The sequence below is a fragment of the Streptomyces sp. NBC_01089 genome (assembly GCF_045162975.1).
Lineage (GTDB): Bacteria > Actinomycetota > Actinomycetes > Streptomycetales > Streptomycetaceae > Streptomyces.
Window position 1 is genome coordinate 3,090,774 of the sequence record NZ_CP108660.1, and the last position, 15,212, is coordinate 3,105,985.

Here is a 15,212-nt window from a genome sequence, read left to right on the forward strand (position 1 = left end):
GGACCTCCAGCGCACTTCCGCTTCACCGACCACCGCCGTGCCGTCCCGCCCGGCCCGTCAGGCAGAATCGGTGCATGACCCCTGAGCACTCCACGCCCAAGCCTCCCGACCCGGTGTACGCCGACCGTGTCTACCGGTCACTCGCCGGGCTCGCGGGCGGCGTGCTGCTGCTCGCCCTCGCGCTCTGGCTGGGCATCGACGCCCTCGTCAGCGGCCACGGGAACACCCCCTGGCTGGCGCTCGCCGGACTGCTCTTCGTGCTTCCGCTGGTGATCGCCTTCACCCTGCGGCCCGCCGTGTACGCCAACGACGACCGGCTCAGGATCCGTAACCCCTTCCGTTCGATCACCCTCCCCTGGGCGTGCGTCGACGACATCCGCGCGGCGTACTCGACCGAGGCGTTCGCGGGCGGCAGCAAGTACCAGCTCTGGGCCGTGCCGGTCTCGCTGCGGCGCCGCAAGCGGGCCAACATCCAGCAGATGCGGGCGTCCACGCCCGGTGCCCAGCAGCGCCAGAACCGCAATCCCTTCGCCCAGGGCGCGGACACCGACCAGGGCCGCGCGCCCTCCGACCAGACCGTCGTCGAGCTGCGCGAACTGTCGGAGCGCGGCAGCGGCCGGCCGACGGCACAGGGCTCACCCGAGGTCCGCTGGGCCTACGAGATCATGGCGCCGTGTGTGGCGGGCGCCGTGCTGCTCGCGGTCCTGCTCGCCGTGGGCTGACCCGTACCGCCGGGAGCACCGCCCCTCCCCCACAGGGGGTGGGCGGTGTGTGCCGTGGGTGCCGTGGGTCAGGTGCTGACCGTGGCGACGGGGTCGAGGCCGTAGGTGCGGGCGTAGCCGTTCTCGGTGCCGACGAGGAGGTCGACGACCTCGAAGTAGCGGTCCCAGAACGGGGTCTCGCGCAGGGCGTCGATGAGCAGCTGGTACGCGTGGTGGTCCTCGGCTTCCCACACCCATACGTCGGTGACGCGGGCGGAGTAGAACTCCGTGTCGTAGAAGCGTGACCGGACGCCGCTGGTCCTGGCCTCGATCACGGGCAGAACCTGGGTGGTGAAGGCGTCCACACGTTCCTGGACGGTCAGAGCGAGCCACTCGGGTGTGGTCTTGACGAGCATGAACGCCGTGACCGGCGGTTCGGTTGTCGCAGCGGGCATCAGGGTGTCTCCAAGGACGGTGCAGGTGGAAGGGGACGTGGAAGTGGAAGTGGACGTGGACGTGAAGGTGGACGTGAAGGTGGAGGTGCGGCTGGAGGCGAACGGCCCGGGGCCCCTCAGGAGAGAACGGCGGGCTTGAGAGTCCGGGCGCACCACTGCTCGAAGCTCGTGGGTGAGGCGGTGTCCGGGGTGCGGGCGACACCGGCGTCCAGACCCTGGTCCTTGGCCCGTTTCATGTCGACGATGCCCTGGACGAACGCCTCGTTCAGGCCGTAACCGACCAGCGTGGTGCGCAGCTCGTCGAGCGGCTCGCGTACGTAGCGGACGGGGCGGCCGAGCTGTGCGGTCATGATGCGGGCCAGGTCGTTGGGGGACACGTCCTGGGGGCCGAGGACCGGGACGCTGCCGGTGCCGGTCCACGAGCGGTCCAGCAGCAGGCCGGCCGCGACGGCCGCGATGTCGGCCACAGCGACGAGGGGCGCCTTGCGGTCGGCGTCGACGGAGTCGGTGAAGACGCCCCTGTCACGGATCGATTCGGACTCCTCCAGGAGGTTCTCGAAGAAGGACGGGTTGGCCAGGGCCCGGTAGGCGACACCGGTACCGGCGATGAGGTCGTCCATGGCGAGGGAGGCCGTGACCAGTCCGGCACGGTCGGCGAGCGGGGTGCCGCGGCCGAGCGCCGAGACGCCGACGACATGGCCGACGCCGTGGGCGGCGAGCGCCCTGACGGCGGGGCGGGTGAAGCCGCTGTAAGCGTCCTGCGGGGTCAGGGACGAGTCCGGGGGAACGAGCCAGAAGACGGCGTCGGCACCTTCGAAGGCCCGGTCGAGGACCTCGGCGTCCCCGTGCGAGCCGGTGACGACATCGACGCGTCCGCGCGCCGCGTCCGGCAGCCGTGCGGGGTCGCGCACGATCACCCGAAGTTCCTCGCCCGCGGCGGGGGCGGACTCCAGGAGCCGGGAGAGCAGGGGGCGGCCGATGTTCCCGGTGGGAGCGGTAATGACGATCATGAAAACCTCGCAGGTCGTGCCGGAGTGGAACGCCCCCATCCTGCGAAGGATCACGGTGTTGCCACAATGGGAACTTCAGCACGCAATCATTGACGGAAATGGAATAACCCTGGTGAGCAGCCCCGATCCGGTCCTCGACGCCAATCTCGCCATCGCGCTGGACGCCCTGCTGGCGGAGCACAGCGTCACTCGCGCCGCCGCACGCCTGCACACATCGCCCGCCGCCATGAGCCGCACCCTCGCCCGCCTGCGCCGCACCCTCCAGGACCCCCTCCTGGTCAGGGCCGGGCAGACCATGGTCCCCACCCCGCGCGCCCAGGCTCTGCGCGAGGAAGCCGCCGCAGTGGTGGGCAGCCTCCGAGCGCTGCTCAGCCCCGGCACGGGCGTCGACCCCGCCGGCCTGCGCGGCACCTTCACCCTCCAGGCCGCCGACCTGGTCGGCGCGGCACTGGCCCCGGGGCTGCTGCGGCTGGGCCGGCAGGAGGCGCCGGGCGTCTCGTTCCGCTTCCGGGCCGAGGAACTGGAGGCCGGAACCGCCCTGCGCGACGGCCGGATCGACCTGGAGATCGGATCCATCGACCACGTGGACCCCGAGACCCAGGTCGAAGAGCTGGTCGGCCTCCGCATGATGGCGGCAGTCCGGCCGGGCCACCCCCTCACCGAAGGCCCCCTGACCCCGGCCAAACTCGCCGCAGCCCCTCACGTCGCGGTGAGCCGCCGCGGCCGGTTCAGCGGCCCCCTCGACACGGCGCTGGCCGAGCAGAACCTCCACCGGCGGGTCACCATCACCCTCCCCGGCCACCTGGCCGCGATGACCCTCGCCGCGCACAGCGACGTCGTCTGTCTCGTACCCGCCGCCCTTCCCGGCGCCGCCCCCTCGCCCCTCACCGACAACGCCACCGCGCTCGGACTGCGCCTCCTCGACATCCCCCTGGCCCTGCCCCCGCTGACCGTCGGCATGGCCTGGCACCCCCGGCACGCAGCTGACGGAGCCCACCGCTGGCTCCGCGACGCCGTCCGCCGGATCCTGCGTACGCCCACGAACCCGACCGCCTGATCCGACCGCGTGATGCGACCGCCTGATCCGACCACCCGGCCCGACCACCCGGCCCGGCTGCCCGATACGACCGCACGGCACCCCGTCCAGGAGCGACGGCGGGCTGCGGTCGGTTGCCCCCTGTACAGGTCGCTACGCGCGTAGATATGCTCCTCTGGTGACCATGCCCACCACCGCCCCCTCCCCCGGCGCCCCCAGCGAAGGATCTGCCTCCCGCCCGGGAGACGCCCCCTCCGCCGGCGGTCTCGCCGACGTGACCGCATCCGACAGCGCGCTGCGCCGCTTCCTGCACGGGCTGCCCGGCGTCGACGCCGTCGGCCTCGAAGCGCGCGCCGCCGCCCTCGGCACCCGTTCGATCAAGACCACGGCGAAGGCGTACGCCATCGACCTGGCCATCTCGATGATCGACCTGACGACGCTCGAAGGCGCCGACACCCCGGGCAAGGTCCGGGCGCTCGCCGCCAAGGCCGTCCACCCCGACCCGACCGACCGTACGACCCCGATGACGGCCGCCGTCTGCGTCTACCCGGACATGGCCGCCACCGCGAAGGCCGCGCTGAACGGCGCGGATGTGAAGGTCGCGTCCGTCGCCACCGCCTTCCCCGCCGGCCGGGCCGCGCTGCCGGTGAAGCTCGCCGATGTGCGGGACGCCGTCGCGGCGGGTGCCGACGAGATCGACATGGTGATCGACCGGGGCGCCTTCCTGTCCGGCCGCTACCTGTCGGTGTTCGAGGAGATCCAGGCCGTCAAGGCCGAGTGCGTACGCCCCGGGGGCACCACCGCCCGGCTGAAGGTCATCTTCGAGACCGGTGAGCTGTCGACGTACGACAACATCCGCCGCGCCTCCTGGATCGGCATGATGGCGGGCGCCGACTTCATCAAGACGTCGACCGGCAAGGTGGCGGTCAACGCGACCCCCGCCAACACCCTGCTGATGCTGGAGGCGGTCCGCGACTTCCGCGCGCAGACCGGCGTCCAGGTCGGAGTGAAGCCCGCGGGCGGGATCCGCTCCACGAAGGACGCGATCAAGTTCCTGGTGCTGGTCAACGAGACCGCGGGGGCCGACTGGCTGGACAGCCACTGGTTCCGCTTCGGCGCCTCCAGCCTGCTGAACGACCTGCTGATGCAGCGTCAGAAGCTCAGCACCGGCCGCTACTCCGGTCCCGACTACGTGACGGTGGACTGATCACCATGGCACTTTCATCCGCGGCTCTCTCATCCGCATTCGAGTACGCACCGGCCCCCGAGTCGCGTTCCGTCGTCGACATCGCCCCGTCGTACGGGCTCTTCATCGACGGCGAGTTCACCGAGGCGGCGGACGGCAAGGTCTTCAAGACCGTCAGCCCCTCCACCGAGGAGGTCCTGTCGGAGGTCGCCCGCGCGGGCACCGCCGATGTGGACCGCGCCGTACAGGCGGCCCGCAAGGCGTTCACCAAGTGGTCGGCGCTGCCCGGCTCCGAGCGCGCCAAGTACCTCTTCCGTATCGCCAGGATCATCCAGGAGCGCTCGCGCGAGCTGGCCGTCCTGGAGACCCTGGACAACGGCAAGCCGATCAAGGAGACCCGCGACGCGGACCTCCCGCTGGTCGCCGCGCACTTCTTCTACTACGCGGGCTGGGCCGACAAGCTGGACCACGCCGGGTTCGGCGCGAACCCCCGGCCGCTGGGCGTCGCGGGCCAGGTCATCCCGTGGAACTTCCCGCTGCTGATGCTCGCCTGGAAGATCGCCCCGGCCCTCGCCACCGGCAACACCGTGGTGCTGAAGCCGGCCGAGACGACCCCGCTGAGCGCGCTGTTCTTCGCCGACATCTGCCGCCAGGCGGGCCTGCCGAAGGGTGTCGTCAACATCCTTCCCGGTTACGGGGACGCGGGCGCCGCACTGGTCGAGCACCCGGACGTGAACAAGGTCGCCTTCACCGGCTCGACCGCCGTCGGCAAGGCCATCGCACGCTCCGTCGCGGGGACCGACAAGAAGGTCACCCTGGAGCTGGGCGGCAAGGGCGCGAACATCGTCTTCGACGACGCGCCCGTCGACCAGGCCGTCGAGGGCATCGTCACCGGCATCTTCTTCAACCAGGGCCAGGTCTGCTGCGCGGGCTCACGGCTGCTGGTCCAGGAGTCGGTGCAGGAGGAGGTCCTCGACGCGCTCAAGCGGCGGCTGTCCACGCTGCGCCTGGGCGACCCGCTCGACAAGAACACCGACATCGGCGCGATCAACTCGGCCGAGCAGCTGGCCCGTATCCAGAAGCTGGTGGAGACGGGCGAGGCGGAGGGCGCCGAGCGCTGGTCGCCCGCGTGCGAACTCCCCACGTCCGGCTACTGGTTCGCACCGACGCTCTTCACGGGCGTCACCCAGGCGCACACCGTCGCGCGCGACGAGATCTTCGGCCCGGTGCTCTCGGTGCTGTCGTTCCGTACGCCCGACGAGGCCGTCGCCAAGGCCAACAACACGCAGTACGGCCTGTCCGCCGGCATCTGGACGGAGAAGGGCTCACGCATCCTCGCGGTGGCGAACAAGCTCCGGGCCGGTGTGGTGTGGGCCAACACGTTCAACAAGTTCGACCCGACCTCGCCCTTCGGCGGATACAAGGAATCGGGCTACGGCCGCGAGGGCGGCCGGCACGGCCTGGAGGCGTACCTCGCCCCGTCGAGCCCGGAGGGCAAGCGCTGATGAGCACCGAGCAGCAGAACCGGCTGAGCGTCTTCAAGACCTACAAGCTGTACGTCGGGGGCAAGTTCCCCCGCTCCGAAAGCGGGCGCGTGTACGAGGTGACCGACTCCAAGGGCAACTGGCTGGCCAACGCCCCGCAGTCCTCCCGCAAGGACGCGCGGGACGCGGTCGTCGCCGCGCGCAAGGCGTTCGGCGGCTGGTCGGGCGCGACCGCGTACAACAGGGGCCAGGTCCTCTACCGGGTGGCCGAGATGCTGGAGGGCCGCCGGGACCAGTTCGTACGCGAGGTGGCGGACGCCGACGGGATCTCCCGGCAGAAGGCCGGCGCGGTGGTGGACGCGGCGGTCGACCGCTGGGTCTGGTACGCGGGCTGGACCGACAAGATCGGCCAGATCGTGGGCGGCGGGAACCCGGTGGCGGGCCCGTTCTTCAACCTCTCGACCCCGGAGCCGACCGGTGTGGTGGCGGTCGTCGCCCCGCAGGACTCGTCGTTCCTGGGTCTCGTGTCGGTCGTCGCGCCGGTCATCGCGACCGGCAACACGGCGGTCGTCATCGCTTCCGCGAAGTCCCCGCTGCCCGCGCTCTCGCTCGGCGAGGTGCTGGCGACGTCGGACCTGCCGGGCGGCGTGGTCAATGTGCTGTCGGGGAGGACGGCGGAGATCGCCGCGCCGCTCGCCGCGCACCAGGACGTCAACGCCATCGACCTTGCCGGTGCGGACACCGAGCTGGCACGCGAACTGGAGATCGCGGCTGCGGACAACCTCAAGCGGGTGCTGCGTCCACAGGCTGTGGACTTCTCGGCCACGCCCGGCACGGAGCGGCTCACGGCGTTCCTGGAGACGAAGACGGTCTGGCACCCGACTGGCGCCCTGGGCGTATCGGGCTCGTCGTACTGACCGCGCCCCCCGCCGCCCCCGCCGTCCCCGCCTGCCGTACGAGAGGCCCCCGGCCGCCGCTGAACTCCGTGTCCAGCGGCGGCCGGGGGCCTCCGCGTCTCGTTCAGCCGCCGGGCAGCAGGTCCTTGAGCGCGCCGCCGCTGGTCAGCGGGGAGGTGAGCAGGGCTGTCGAGACGGGCTTGAAGTCGGCGACCTGGGTGCCGACGGCGTTGTCGAGCGGGTCGACACCGGTCTTGGCCAGCGGGTCGAGCTGGAGGTCGGCCACCGGAGCGGTGGCGTAACCGACCGCACCGGTCAGGACCCGGACCGGCGAAGGACCGAGGTGGCCGAGAGCCGCGGCGGGGCCGCTGGAACCGGTGGCCGCGGGCGTGGCGGCCTGTGCGGCCGCGCCGCCCATACCGAGCGCCGCACCGGCCACGGAGACGGTGAGGCCGATACGGAGCAGGGAGTTCCGCCGGGGCTTGGGGGCTGCATGTGATGCCATGGGATGGGGGTTCCTGACTCGCAGAGTAAGCAGACAGGTACGAAGCGTAGTTGCTGAGCGGGATCCGTTCCAAAGGACCGCGGCAACCTCACTCCTGGGAGTAGCCCGCGGCTCCGAATGCGGGAGAATGTTCTCCCGTGAGTTCCTCCCAGCCCATACCGACCCGCGTCGTCCTGCTCGCGGGCCCCTCCGGATCCGGCAAGTCCTCCCTCGCGGAGCGTTCGGGCCTGCCCGTGCTGCGCCTGGACGACTTCTACAAGGAGGGCGACGACCCGACGCTGCCGCAGGTCCCCGGCAGCGCGGACATCGACTGGGACTCACCGCTGTCGTGGGACGCGGACGCGGCGGTCACCGCGATCCGGGAACTGTGCGGGACGGGCCGGACGACGGTGCCCCTGTACGACCTCTCCGCCAGCGCCCGCGTCGACCGCGAAACGCTGGACATCGGCCCGGCGGCCCTGTTCATCGCGGAGGGCATCTTCGCCGCGGACATCGTGGGGCGGTGCGCCGAGCTGGGCGTACTGGCCGACGCGCTCTGCCTGCGCGGCCGCCCGTCCACGACGTTCCGGCGGCGGCTGCTGCGGGACCTGCGCGAGGGCCGGAAGTCGGTGCCGTTCCTGCTGCGCCGGGGCTGGCGGCTGATGCGCGCCGAACGGGGCATCGTGGCACGGCAGTCGGATCTGGGCGCACACCCGTGCGCGGGCCCGGAGGCACTGACCCGCCTGGCGGCGGCGGGCACACACTCCGAAACCCGTGGGCCGGCCCGGCCGGTGAGGTCGGCACGGCCGGTCTGAGCGCGCAGTCGCCTCTCGCCTACGCCCGATATGTCACCCGGACACCGACCGGTCTGGCTCGATCCAAAGGCCGTAGGCGCACGCCGCGCGCCGAGCAGCGAGAAGGTACCGAAGGGCGCCCGCCTTGGCAGTGGTGGCGTCGAGGCAACCACCCTGCCAGCAGCGGTTGTCGGCCGCCTTCAGCGCGGAGGCCGCAGCGGCCCTGGCGCCCTTGGCTGCGTCGCGGCGCGTGGAATATATCCTCCCGCAAGGCGGCCCGGTCCGATCCGTCGAACCCGGTCCGTTCAACCGCCCTTCACATGAACCTCCGACCGCGTGAGCGTGATGACATGACGAATAGGGAAAACAAGCGGGAATCCCTCAAGGGCGGTGGATTTCTCAGGGGCTCCGCCGACGGCTTGAGCGACATGTTCCTCGGGTGGCGAGCGCTTCTGCTCGGCTGTGGTGGAACATTGGCCGGATTCATAGGAGCCATCACCAACAACGGCATCACCACGCGATGGGTACTCATAGCGATCGGTTGCGTATCTCTTTTCCTCGCGACGGTTTCATGGAAATACATGAAGAGTCAGCAGAAAGGTCGGAATAGCCAACGGGCCATCAGATAAACCCGACCTCTCGAAACGGCCCGCCAAGACGCCTGGCGGGCCGTTTCTGGCTGCGCTTCTGCGCACCCCGCCGTGTACCCATACGTGCACAACGGGGGCTTCCGCACGGGTCGGCCAAGCGAATCCACAGGGTGTGCCAGGCCGACGCCCCGGCCGGTACGGACGGACGGAACCGCCCCCCGGAGGCTGAATGGCGAACAGGCCAGGGGCCCCGGCACCTCTTCGTCCTCCACCGAATTCAGCCCCGCCTGGCCATGCCCGGATCGAAGTCCTTCGTCGGCCGTCCACGCGGTGACGAGCCCTTCGCGTGTCTGCGGGATGTCAGCGGTAACTGCGGACTCCGGTTGGACGGTCACCTTCGGGCTCTCATCCACGACGGCCGTCACCGCGAACGCCGCACCGGCGCCCAGCAGGAACGTCGCCGCGCCTATCGACATACCGTCTTGCCTTTCACTGCGCTCACCCCAATGCCGCGCCGACCCTACCGTGCCACAGAGCCGCTAACCCGCCTGCCAATAGACGAAGTTGGGACGACTTACCAGCAATTTCTGTTCACGCACCCGGCCGCGATCAGTAGAGGAAGGGTGGCTCGGGTAGCACCGCGCGGTTCTCTACGCGGAGGTCATGGCCCGAGGTACGCCCCATCAGCCATCCGAGGAGTGAGCTCTCCGCGCCGTGGATCTCCGGCACCGGCCGAGCACCGCTGATGCGGTACGGCGGCGCTGTCACGCAGGTCGGCCACCAGGACATCGGCGCTGCGGCCCGCTCCGTTCTCGATCTCCTCGTCCCGGGCGGTCAGGCTCGGATACTCCAGCGCCTGTACTCCGGTCCGGGCCCAGGTGAGCAGTCGACGGCCACCGTCGGCGTTGCGGGCCAGGTGGGTCAGGACGTGACCCCGCGACCAGTCCGGCAGCAGCGACGGAGCACGTACGTCGGCGTCGGTGAACCGGGCTGCGGTGTGCACCAGGTGCTCCGTCGCGGCATCGATCTGTTCCAGTACGGCAGCGGGGTCGAAGCCGGCGTGGGCATCGGTTGTCACGCTGCCACCTCCTCGTCGTGGATGTGTCGGGTCGGGCCAGTGCCCTCACTGTCACACCTCAGCAGCCCCCACCGCCCTCGTCCCCGAAGGCCGGCGGCATCCAGCGGGCCGGAGGGGAGGACGCGGGTCACGACGCCGCGACCTCAAGCACCAGCTTGCCCGTGGTCGTGCCCGACTCGATGCGGCGGTGCGCCTCGACTGCCTGGTCGAGCGGCAGCGTCTCGACCTGCACCCGCAGCTCCCCGGCCGCCGCCGCGGCCACCGCGCGGCGCAGCGCCTTGCCCGTCTCCTCGGGGAAGGCGGCGGAGAAGGCGGCCAGATTGAAGCCCGAGACGGTCTTGTTGGTGAACCACAGTTCGTTGGCCGGGATACCGACGTCCTCGGCGCCTGAGGCGTTGCCCATCACCACCAGGCGTCCCATCGGGGACAGCAGGTCGAGGGAAGCGCGGCGGGTGGGGCCACCGACCATGTCGACCACGACGTCGAACTCGCCTGCTTCGGCGGCCTGTTCGCGCAGGATCACCTCGTCGTATCCGAAGCCCTTGGCGATATCGATCTTGGCCTCGCTGCCGACGGTTCCGACCACGCGCCCCGCGCCCAGCAGGTGAGCAGCCTGGCCGAGCTGGCTTCCCACACCGCCCCCCGCCGCGTGGACCAGGACGCTCTCGCCGGGCTCGATACGGGCCACCCGGTCGAGCACGAGGAACGCGGCGGTGCTGTTGGACGGCAGCGCCGCGGCGACGCCCAGACCGACGCCGGGCCCGGAACCGAGACCGTCCAGCGGTGCGACCAGGCTCGCGGAGGTGAGCACCACCTCGGCGTAGCCCCCGCTGTCGACGATGGTGAGTGCCGCCACCGGCTGCCCGACACGCAGGCCCTCGACCCCTTCGCCGACGGCGCGGATCCGCCCCGCCACCTCGATACCGGGCACGAAGGGAAGCGGTACGTCGACGACGCCCCGCCGGTAGAGGATCTCGGCGAAGTTGGCGCCCGCGTACGCCACATCGATGGCGACCTGGCCGGGCCCGGGTTCGGGGACCGGCACGGTGGCGACGCGGAGCACATCGGCCTCGCCGAACTCGGGGATGGTCACTGCCTTCATCTGCGCGCTGCTGCTGTTCATGTCACCGATCCTGCCGTCACGACGGCACAACGGGCAGTGCCTCCTCATCCTGGGCGTGGCACCACCAGGCTGCGCTGCCGCATCAGCGGCTCGGAGGCTCGGCGTGATGCCCGGGCGCTACGTCAGTCCCGGGGTGCTCCGTCAGCTCAGCAGCCGCCCTTGACCGCGACGCCCGCCCAGACCGGGGCGGTGAACTCCTCGGCCGACTGGCGCGACTCTGGGGTATCGGCCGTACCACCCGACTCGGCCGTATCACCCAGCCCGGCCGCATCGCCCGCCGCGCCCTGACCACCCGCCGTGCCCCCGACCGCCACCAGCCGCCCCGGCCGCCAGCGGTGTGGTGGCACGAGGCCCGGGGTGACCAGTGTCAGGCCGTCGAAGAAGCGCGCCACCTCGTCCTTGGTGCGGGCCTTGAGCTGCGAGCCCGATGCCTTGAAGTCGGACTCCAGGCCGCCGGAGCCCGCCTGGTCGAGGTCGCGGGCGAGATGGGTGATCACCAAGTGGCTCCCCGGCGGCAGTTCCTCCATCAGCCGCCGCACCACCGCGTACGGGTCGGAGTCCGCCGGCAGCCAGTGCAGCAGCAGACACATGCTCAGCGCCACCGGCCGGCCGAGGTCCAGCGTCTCGCGCAGCACGCCGGAGGCGAGAATGGCCTCCGGGTCGGCCGCGTCGGCCTCCATGTACGCGGTGCGGCCCGAAGGATGGCCGATGTGCAGCGCACGTGAATGGGCCAGCACGATCGGGTCGTTGTCCACGTACACCACCCGGCTGTCCGGGGCCACGCCCTGCGCGACCTCGTGCAGATTGGGCGATGTCGGTATCCCGGTGCCGATGTCGAGGAACTGCCGGACACCGGCCTCCGCCGCCAGGTACCGCGTCGCCCGGTGGATGAACGACCGGTTGGCCAGCGCCGCCGACCTGGCCGACGGCAGGTTCACGAGGACCTGTTCGGCCATGGCGCGGTCCGCCGCGTAGTTGGTCTTCCCGCCCAGCAGTACGTCGTAGACCCGCGCGGCGTGCGGCCGGTCGGTCCTCAGGTCGAGCGGGGCCCGCGCATCCGCCTGCGTCGGCCGCTCCGGCATACCGCCCATCAGGTCCCGGCCCATCAGATCCCGCTCCCGTGCTGTGCAACCGGGCTGCCCGTGAAGCCGGCTCCCGCCCGACCCTAGACGGTTCGCCGCACGGCGACCGAGCCGACGGCGGATACCGGCCACGGTTCGGCCACCGCCCGTGCGACGGGCCGTGAGCTGTCCGGGACACCCGGTGCGGACGGGCACGAGACCGCGGCCCAGACCGCCTTCCCGTCGCCATCGGGTGTCGTCCAGCCCCAGGTCTCGCTGAGGCAGTCGATGATGTGCAGGCCGCGGCCCGACTGGGCCAGGAAGTCCGGTTCCTTGATGCGCGGGACGGCCGTACTGGGGTCGCAGACCGCGAACAGTACGGTCCCGCGCCGCCGCAGCATCCCGAGCCAGACCGCCTGCCCGGGTCCCGACCAGGCGGGCAGGGCCCCGATTCCGTACCGCAGCGCGTTGCTGAGGAGTTCGGAGACGATCAGCGCCGCGTTGTCGACGAGTGGGCTCAACGACCAGTCGTGGAGCAGCGATCCGGTGAACCGGCGTCCCTCACCGACCGCCTGGCCACCGGCCGGCAGCGCGCAGGCCGTGAAGCCGACGGAAGCGGCATCCGTCTCCTCGTGCCGGAAGGCGTCGCGCAACGCACGGCCCAGCAGTCGGTGGACAGTCGGCCCAGGTAAGGCACCTGTTGGTCCGGTCGAGCGGGATGTCATCGCGATCTCCGAGGAGCAGCCAGACGTCACGAGCGGGTGATCGGCGACCACTATCCCCCTCCGAGGGATGGTGTCGCAACTGCATCTGCAATTACAGTTCCGGCTGACGCAATTGCTCCGGCAAGTGCAGCTGCAATTGCATATGCATGATGCCTGGTCAGGCATGCGCACCACGACGAGGAGCGGTCAAGATGGGACAGATCGAGAACGGAACACGATCCGACCTGATCAAAAATGCAAACTGGAGGAAGAGTCGACACAGCGCCCCCGGGGGCAACTGCGTAGAGGTCGCCGCGCTCCCCGACGGCAGCATCGCGCTGCGCAACTCCCGCCATCCCCAGGGCCCCGCGCTGGTCTACACGCGTGCGGAGATCGCCGCGTTCCTCGCCGGGGCCAAGGACGGCGAGTTCGACGCACTGTCCACCTGAGGCCCCCGGTAGCGGCAGGAACCATCCTGCTGTACGCGACCCGGGGTCGGATGGAACACTGGCACTCTTCGTGTCCGTCCAGTCGCCTTACGGGAGTTGGCATGACCGCCATACAGCGGCCGAGCAGTGAACAGCTTTCGATAAGGCGGTACCTGGGCACCGAGCACATCGGGCCGACGGCCCTGCGCATCCTGCTGGGGGCACGGCTGCGCCGGCTCAGGCAGGACCGCGATGTCTCACGCGTGGACGCGGGCAGGGCGATCAGGGCGTCCGACGCCAAGATCACCCGGCTCGAACGCGGCCAGGTCGGATTCAAACAGCGCGATGTCGTCGACCTGCTGACCCTCTACCGCGTCCTGGACGAGGACTCCCGGGCCGACTACCTGGAGATGACCCGGCAGGCCAACCTGCCGGGCTGGTGGCACCGGTACAACGACGTCCTGGAGAGCTGGTTCGAGCTGCACGTCGGCCTGGAAGAGGCCGCGTCGCTCATCCGCACGTACGAGGTCCAGTTCCTCCCCGGGCTGCTCCAGACACCCGACTACGCCCGGGTCGTCACCCGCCTCGGATACCCGAACGCGCCCGATTCCAGGGTGAACCGCCTGGTCGACCTCCGTATGGAGCGCCAGAAGCTGCTCACCCGCCCGGAGGCGCCCACCCTGTGGGCGGTCGTGGACGAGGCCGTCCTGCGCCGCCCCTTCGGTGGGGCCGATGTGATGCGCGGCCAGCTCGCATACCTCCTCGAAGCATCCGAACTGCCCAATGTCACGCTGCAGATCGCCCCGTTCAGCGTGGGCGCGATGGCCGCGGCCGGTACGCCCATCACGATCCTGCGGTTCAACGAACCCGACCTGCCGGACAAGGTCTATCTGGAGCAGCTGACCGGCGCGGTCTACCTGGACAAGCAGGAGGAGATCGACCAGTACTCGCTGATCATGGACCGCCTGGTCACCGAGGCGGACCCGCCGCAGGACGCCCGCGTCTTCATCAAGAAGCTCCTCGACCAGCTCTAGGGGCTGTCACACCGGCGCAGGCACAGGCAGAGGCGCAGACGTCGGCACCGGGAGACACGTCGGCACGGGAAGAGGGCCGGACAGGCCCCCCCCGGCCTGTCCGGCCCTCTTCCGCTTCCCCCGTGTTCTCCCCCGTGCTCCCCCCTTGTTCCCCCGTGCCCCCACCCCCGTGGGCACCCGCCGTCTCCCCCGAAACGGCGGCCCCTCCCCCCGGTCCCTCAGGCGACGAGTTCGCCGAAGGACTCCTGCTCGTCACGGCCGAAGCTGAGGACGTCGTCCTCGCGCAGCCGGCGCAGGGAGCGCCAGATGCTGGACTTCACCGTGCCGACACTGATGTCGAGGATGTCCGCGATCTCCGGATCCGTACGGCCCTCGTAATACCGCAGCACCAGCATCGTGCGCTGCGTCTCGGGCAGCCGGGCCAGTGCCTGCCAGAGCACCGCGCGCAGTTCGGTGCCGCGCATCGCGTCCGTGTCGCCCACCGTCTCCGGGAGCTGCTCGGTCGGGTACTCGTTGAGCTTGCGCCGGCGCCAGGCGCTGATGTGCAGATTGGTCATGGTGCGGCGCAGATACCCGCCGACCGCCGCCTTGTCGCTGATCCGGTCCCAGGCGCGGTACGTCGAGAAGAGCGCGCTCTGCAGCAGGTCCTCGGCCTCGAAACGGTCACCGGTCAGGTGGTAGGCGGTGGCGTACAGGGAGGCGCGGCGCTCCTGTACGTAGGCGGTGAACTCCGCCTCCGACGCGGAGGGCCGTTCCCCCGAGGTCTCCCCGTGCGCCACCGCCTGGCTCGGCACGACCGGCTTCGCGACCGCCGCCGGTGCGTCAACGACCGTCATGTACGACGGGTGCTGACGCCCGGTGCCACGAGAGCACCCCCGCCCTCCCGCGGCACCGGACTTCTCGATGGTGCGTGCGGTCACCACGTCGTGGAGCCGCGTGATTACTGCGCCGGAGTTGTTGCTGTGCAGTGTGTTCATCTCGCGCCCCCCGCCGTGGAGTCGTGCTTCGGTCTGTTGATGAAGAGCTTGCCTGCGCAGTTTCATGGGGTTGTCTGCCGACTGTCACAGGCGCGTCACAAGGGGCGGGGCAGGACGTGACCTGGGTGACAGCAGAGGTCACAGAGGCGGCGCCGCGGGGCTCGGCGCGGG

General features: G+C 70.7%; 16 protein-coding genes. 8 read left to right on the top strand and 8 right to left on the bottom strand.

Translation table 11 applies throughout. From position 1 onward, the window contains the following. Positions 1–74: 74 nt before the first annotated feature. Positions 75–722 carry a PH domain-containing protein gene (locus OG510_RS13555; RefSeq protein WP_406137021.1) on the top strand — a complete coding sequence of 216 codons (648 nt, stop codon included), beginning with the start codon at positions 75–77 and terminating at the stop codon, positions 720–722. A gap of 68 nt (positions 723–790) precedes the next feature. Here OG510_RS13555 and OG510_RS13560 read toward each other — a convergent pair whose 3' ends face one another. Next, positions 791–1,156, bottom strand: a complete 366-nt coding sequence (locus OG510_RS13560) for a darcynin family protein (protein WP_406137022.1) — start codon at positions 1,154–1,156, stop codon at positions 791–793. Between the two features lie 116 nt (positions 1,157–1,272). Next, complete coding sequence (locus tag OG510_RS13565; protein WP_406137023.1) at positions 1,273–2,166, bottom strand: NAD(P)H-binding protein; 894 nt, start codon at positions 2,164–2,166, stop codon at positions 1,273–1,275. 103 nt (positions 2,167–2,269) lie between these two features. On the opposite strand from OG510_RS13565, the gene OG510_RS13570 reads away from it, so the two are divergent. The 4 genes from OG510_RS13570 to OG510_RS13585 all read left to right on the top strand — a co-directional run bounded on the left by OG510_RS13570 (position 2,270) and on the right by OG510_RS13585 (position 6,789). Beyond that, on the top strand, positions 2,270–3,223 hold the full coding sequence (locus tag OG510_RS13570) for a LysR family transcriptional regulator (protein WP_406142384.1): 954 nt from the start codon (positions 2,270–2,272) through the stop codon (positions 3,221–3,223). 163 nt (positions 3,224–3,386) lie between these two features. Continuing rightward, positions 3,387–4,409: a deoxyribose-phosphate aldolase gene (gene deoC / locus OG510_RS13575; RefSeq protein WP_406142385.1), complete on the top strand. Its 1,023-nt coding sequence runs from the start codon at positions 3,387–3,389 to the stop codon at positions 4,407–4,409. Between the two features lie 5 nt (positions 4,410–4,414). Next, on the top strand, positions 4,415–5,893 hold the full coding sequence (locus OG510_RS13580; RefSeq protein ID WP_406137024.1) for an aldehyde dehydrogenase family protein: 1,479 nt from the start codon (positions 4,415–4,417) through the stop codon (positions 5,891–5,893). Next, positions 5,893–6,789, top strand: coding sequence for an aldehyde dehydrogenase family protein (locus tag OG510_RS13585; protein WP_406137025.1), 897 nt, complete (start codon positions 5,893–5,895; stop codon positions 6,787–6,789). Before OG510_RS13580 ends, OG510_RS13585 begins: the two co-directional genes overlap by 1 nt. 103 nt (positions 6,790–6,892) lie before the next feature. On the opposite strand, the gene OG510_RS13590 is transcribed toward OG510_RS13585, so the two are convergent. Beyond that, positions 6,893–7,273 (bottom strand): hypothetical protein, encoded by a 381-nt coding sequence (locus OG510_RS13590; protein ID WP_406137026.1) that lies wholly within the window; start codon positions 7,271–7,273, stop codon positions 6,893–6,895. 137 nt (positions 7,274–7,410) lie between these two features. Between OG510_RS13590 and OG510_RS13595 the strand changes: the two genes are divergently transcribed. Further along, on the top strand, positions 7,411–8,067 hold the full coding sequence (locus tag OG510_RS13595) for a uridine kinase (RefSeq protein ID WP_406137027.1): 657 nt from the start codon (positions 7,411–7,413) through the stop codon (positions 8,065–8,067). Positions 8,068–9,297: 1,230 nt separating this feature from the next. Here OG510_RS13595 and OG510_RS13600 read toward each other — a convergent pair. The 4 genes from OG510_RS13600 to OG510_RS13615 form a co-directional block, all read right to left on the bottom strand. Next, the gene (locus OG510_RS13600; RefSeq protein WP_406137028.1) at positions 9,298–9,714 is read right to left on the bottom strand and encodes a maleylpyruvate isomerase N-terminal domain-containing protein; all 417 of its coding nucleotides are present in this window, start codon (positions 9,712–9,714) and stop codon (positions 9,298–9,300) included. Positions 9,715–9,841: 127 nt separating this feature from the next. Further along, positions 9,842–10,837 (bottom strand): zinc-binding alcohol dehydrogenase family protein, encoded by a 996-nt coding sequence (locus OG510_RS13605; protein ID WP_406137029.1) that lies wholly within the window; start codon positions 10,835–10,837, stop codon positions 9,842–9,844. A 146-nt stretch (positions 10,838–10,983) separates the two neighbouring features. Next, a complete protein-coding gene (locus OG510_RS13610; RefSeq protein ID WP_406137030.1) occupies positions 10,984–11,943 on the bottom strand; it encodes an SAM-dependent methyltransferase in 960 nt (319 codons plus the stop codon). 59 nt (positions 11,944–12,002) lie between these two features. Beyond that, the gene (locus OG510_RS13615; RefSeq protein ID WP_406137031.1) at positions 12,003–12,551 is read right to left on the bottom strand and encodes an ATP-binding protein; all 549 of its coding nucleotides are present in this window, start codon (positions 12,549–12,551) and stop codon (positions 12,003–12,005) included. Between the two features lie 263 nt (positions 12,552–12,814). Between OG510_RS13615 and OG510_RS13620 the strand changes: the two genes are divergently transcribed. Further along, positions 12,815–13,051, top strand: a complete 237-nt coding sequence (locus OG510_RS13620) for a DUF397 domain-containing protein (protein ID WP_406137032.1) — start codon at positions 12,815–12,817, stop codon at positions 13,049–13,051. Positions 13,052–13,152: 101 nt separating this feature from the next. Further along, positions 13,153–14,064 (top strand): DUF5753 domain-containing protein, encoded by a 912-nt coding sequence (locus OG510_RS13625; RefSeq protein WP_406137033.1) that lies wholly within the window; start codon positions 13,153–13,155, stop codon positions 14,062–14,064. A gap of 218 nt (positions 14,065–14,282) precedes the next feature. Here OG510_RS13625 and OG510_RS13630 read toward each other — a convergent pair whose 3' ends face one another. Beyond that, the gene (locus OG510_RS13630) at positions 14,283–15,041 is read right to left on the bottom strand and encodes a SigE family RNA polymerase sigma factor (RefSeq protein ID WP_406137034.1); all 759 of its coding nucleotides are present in this window, start codon (positions 15,039–15,041) and stop codon (positions 14,283–14,285) included. Positions 15,042–15,212 lie beyond the last annotated feature (171 nt).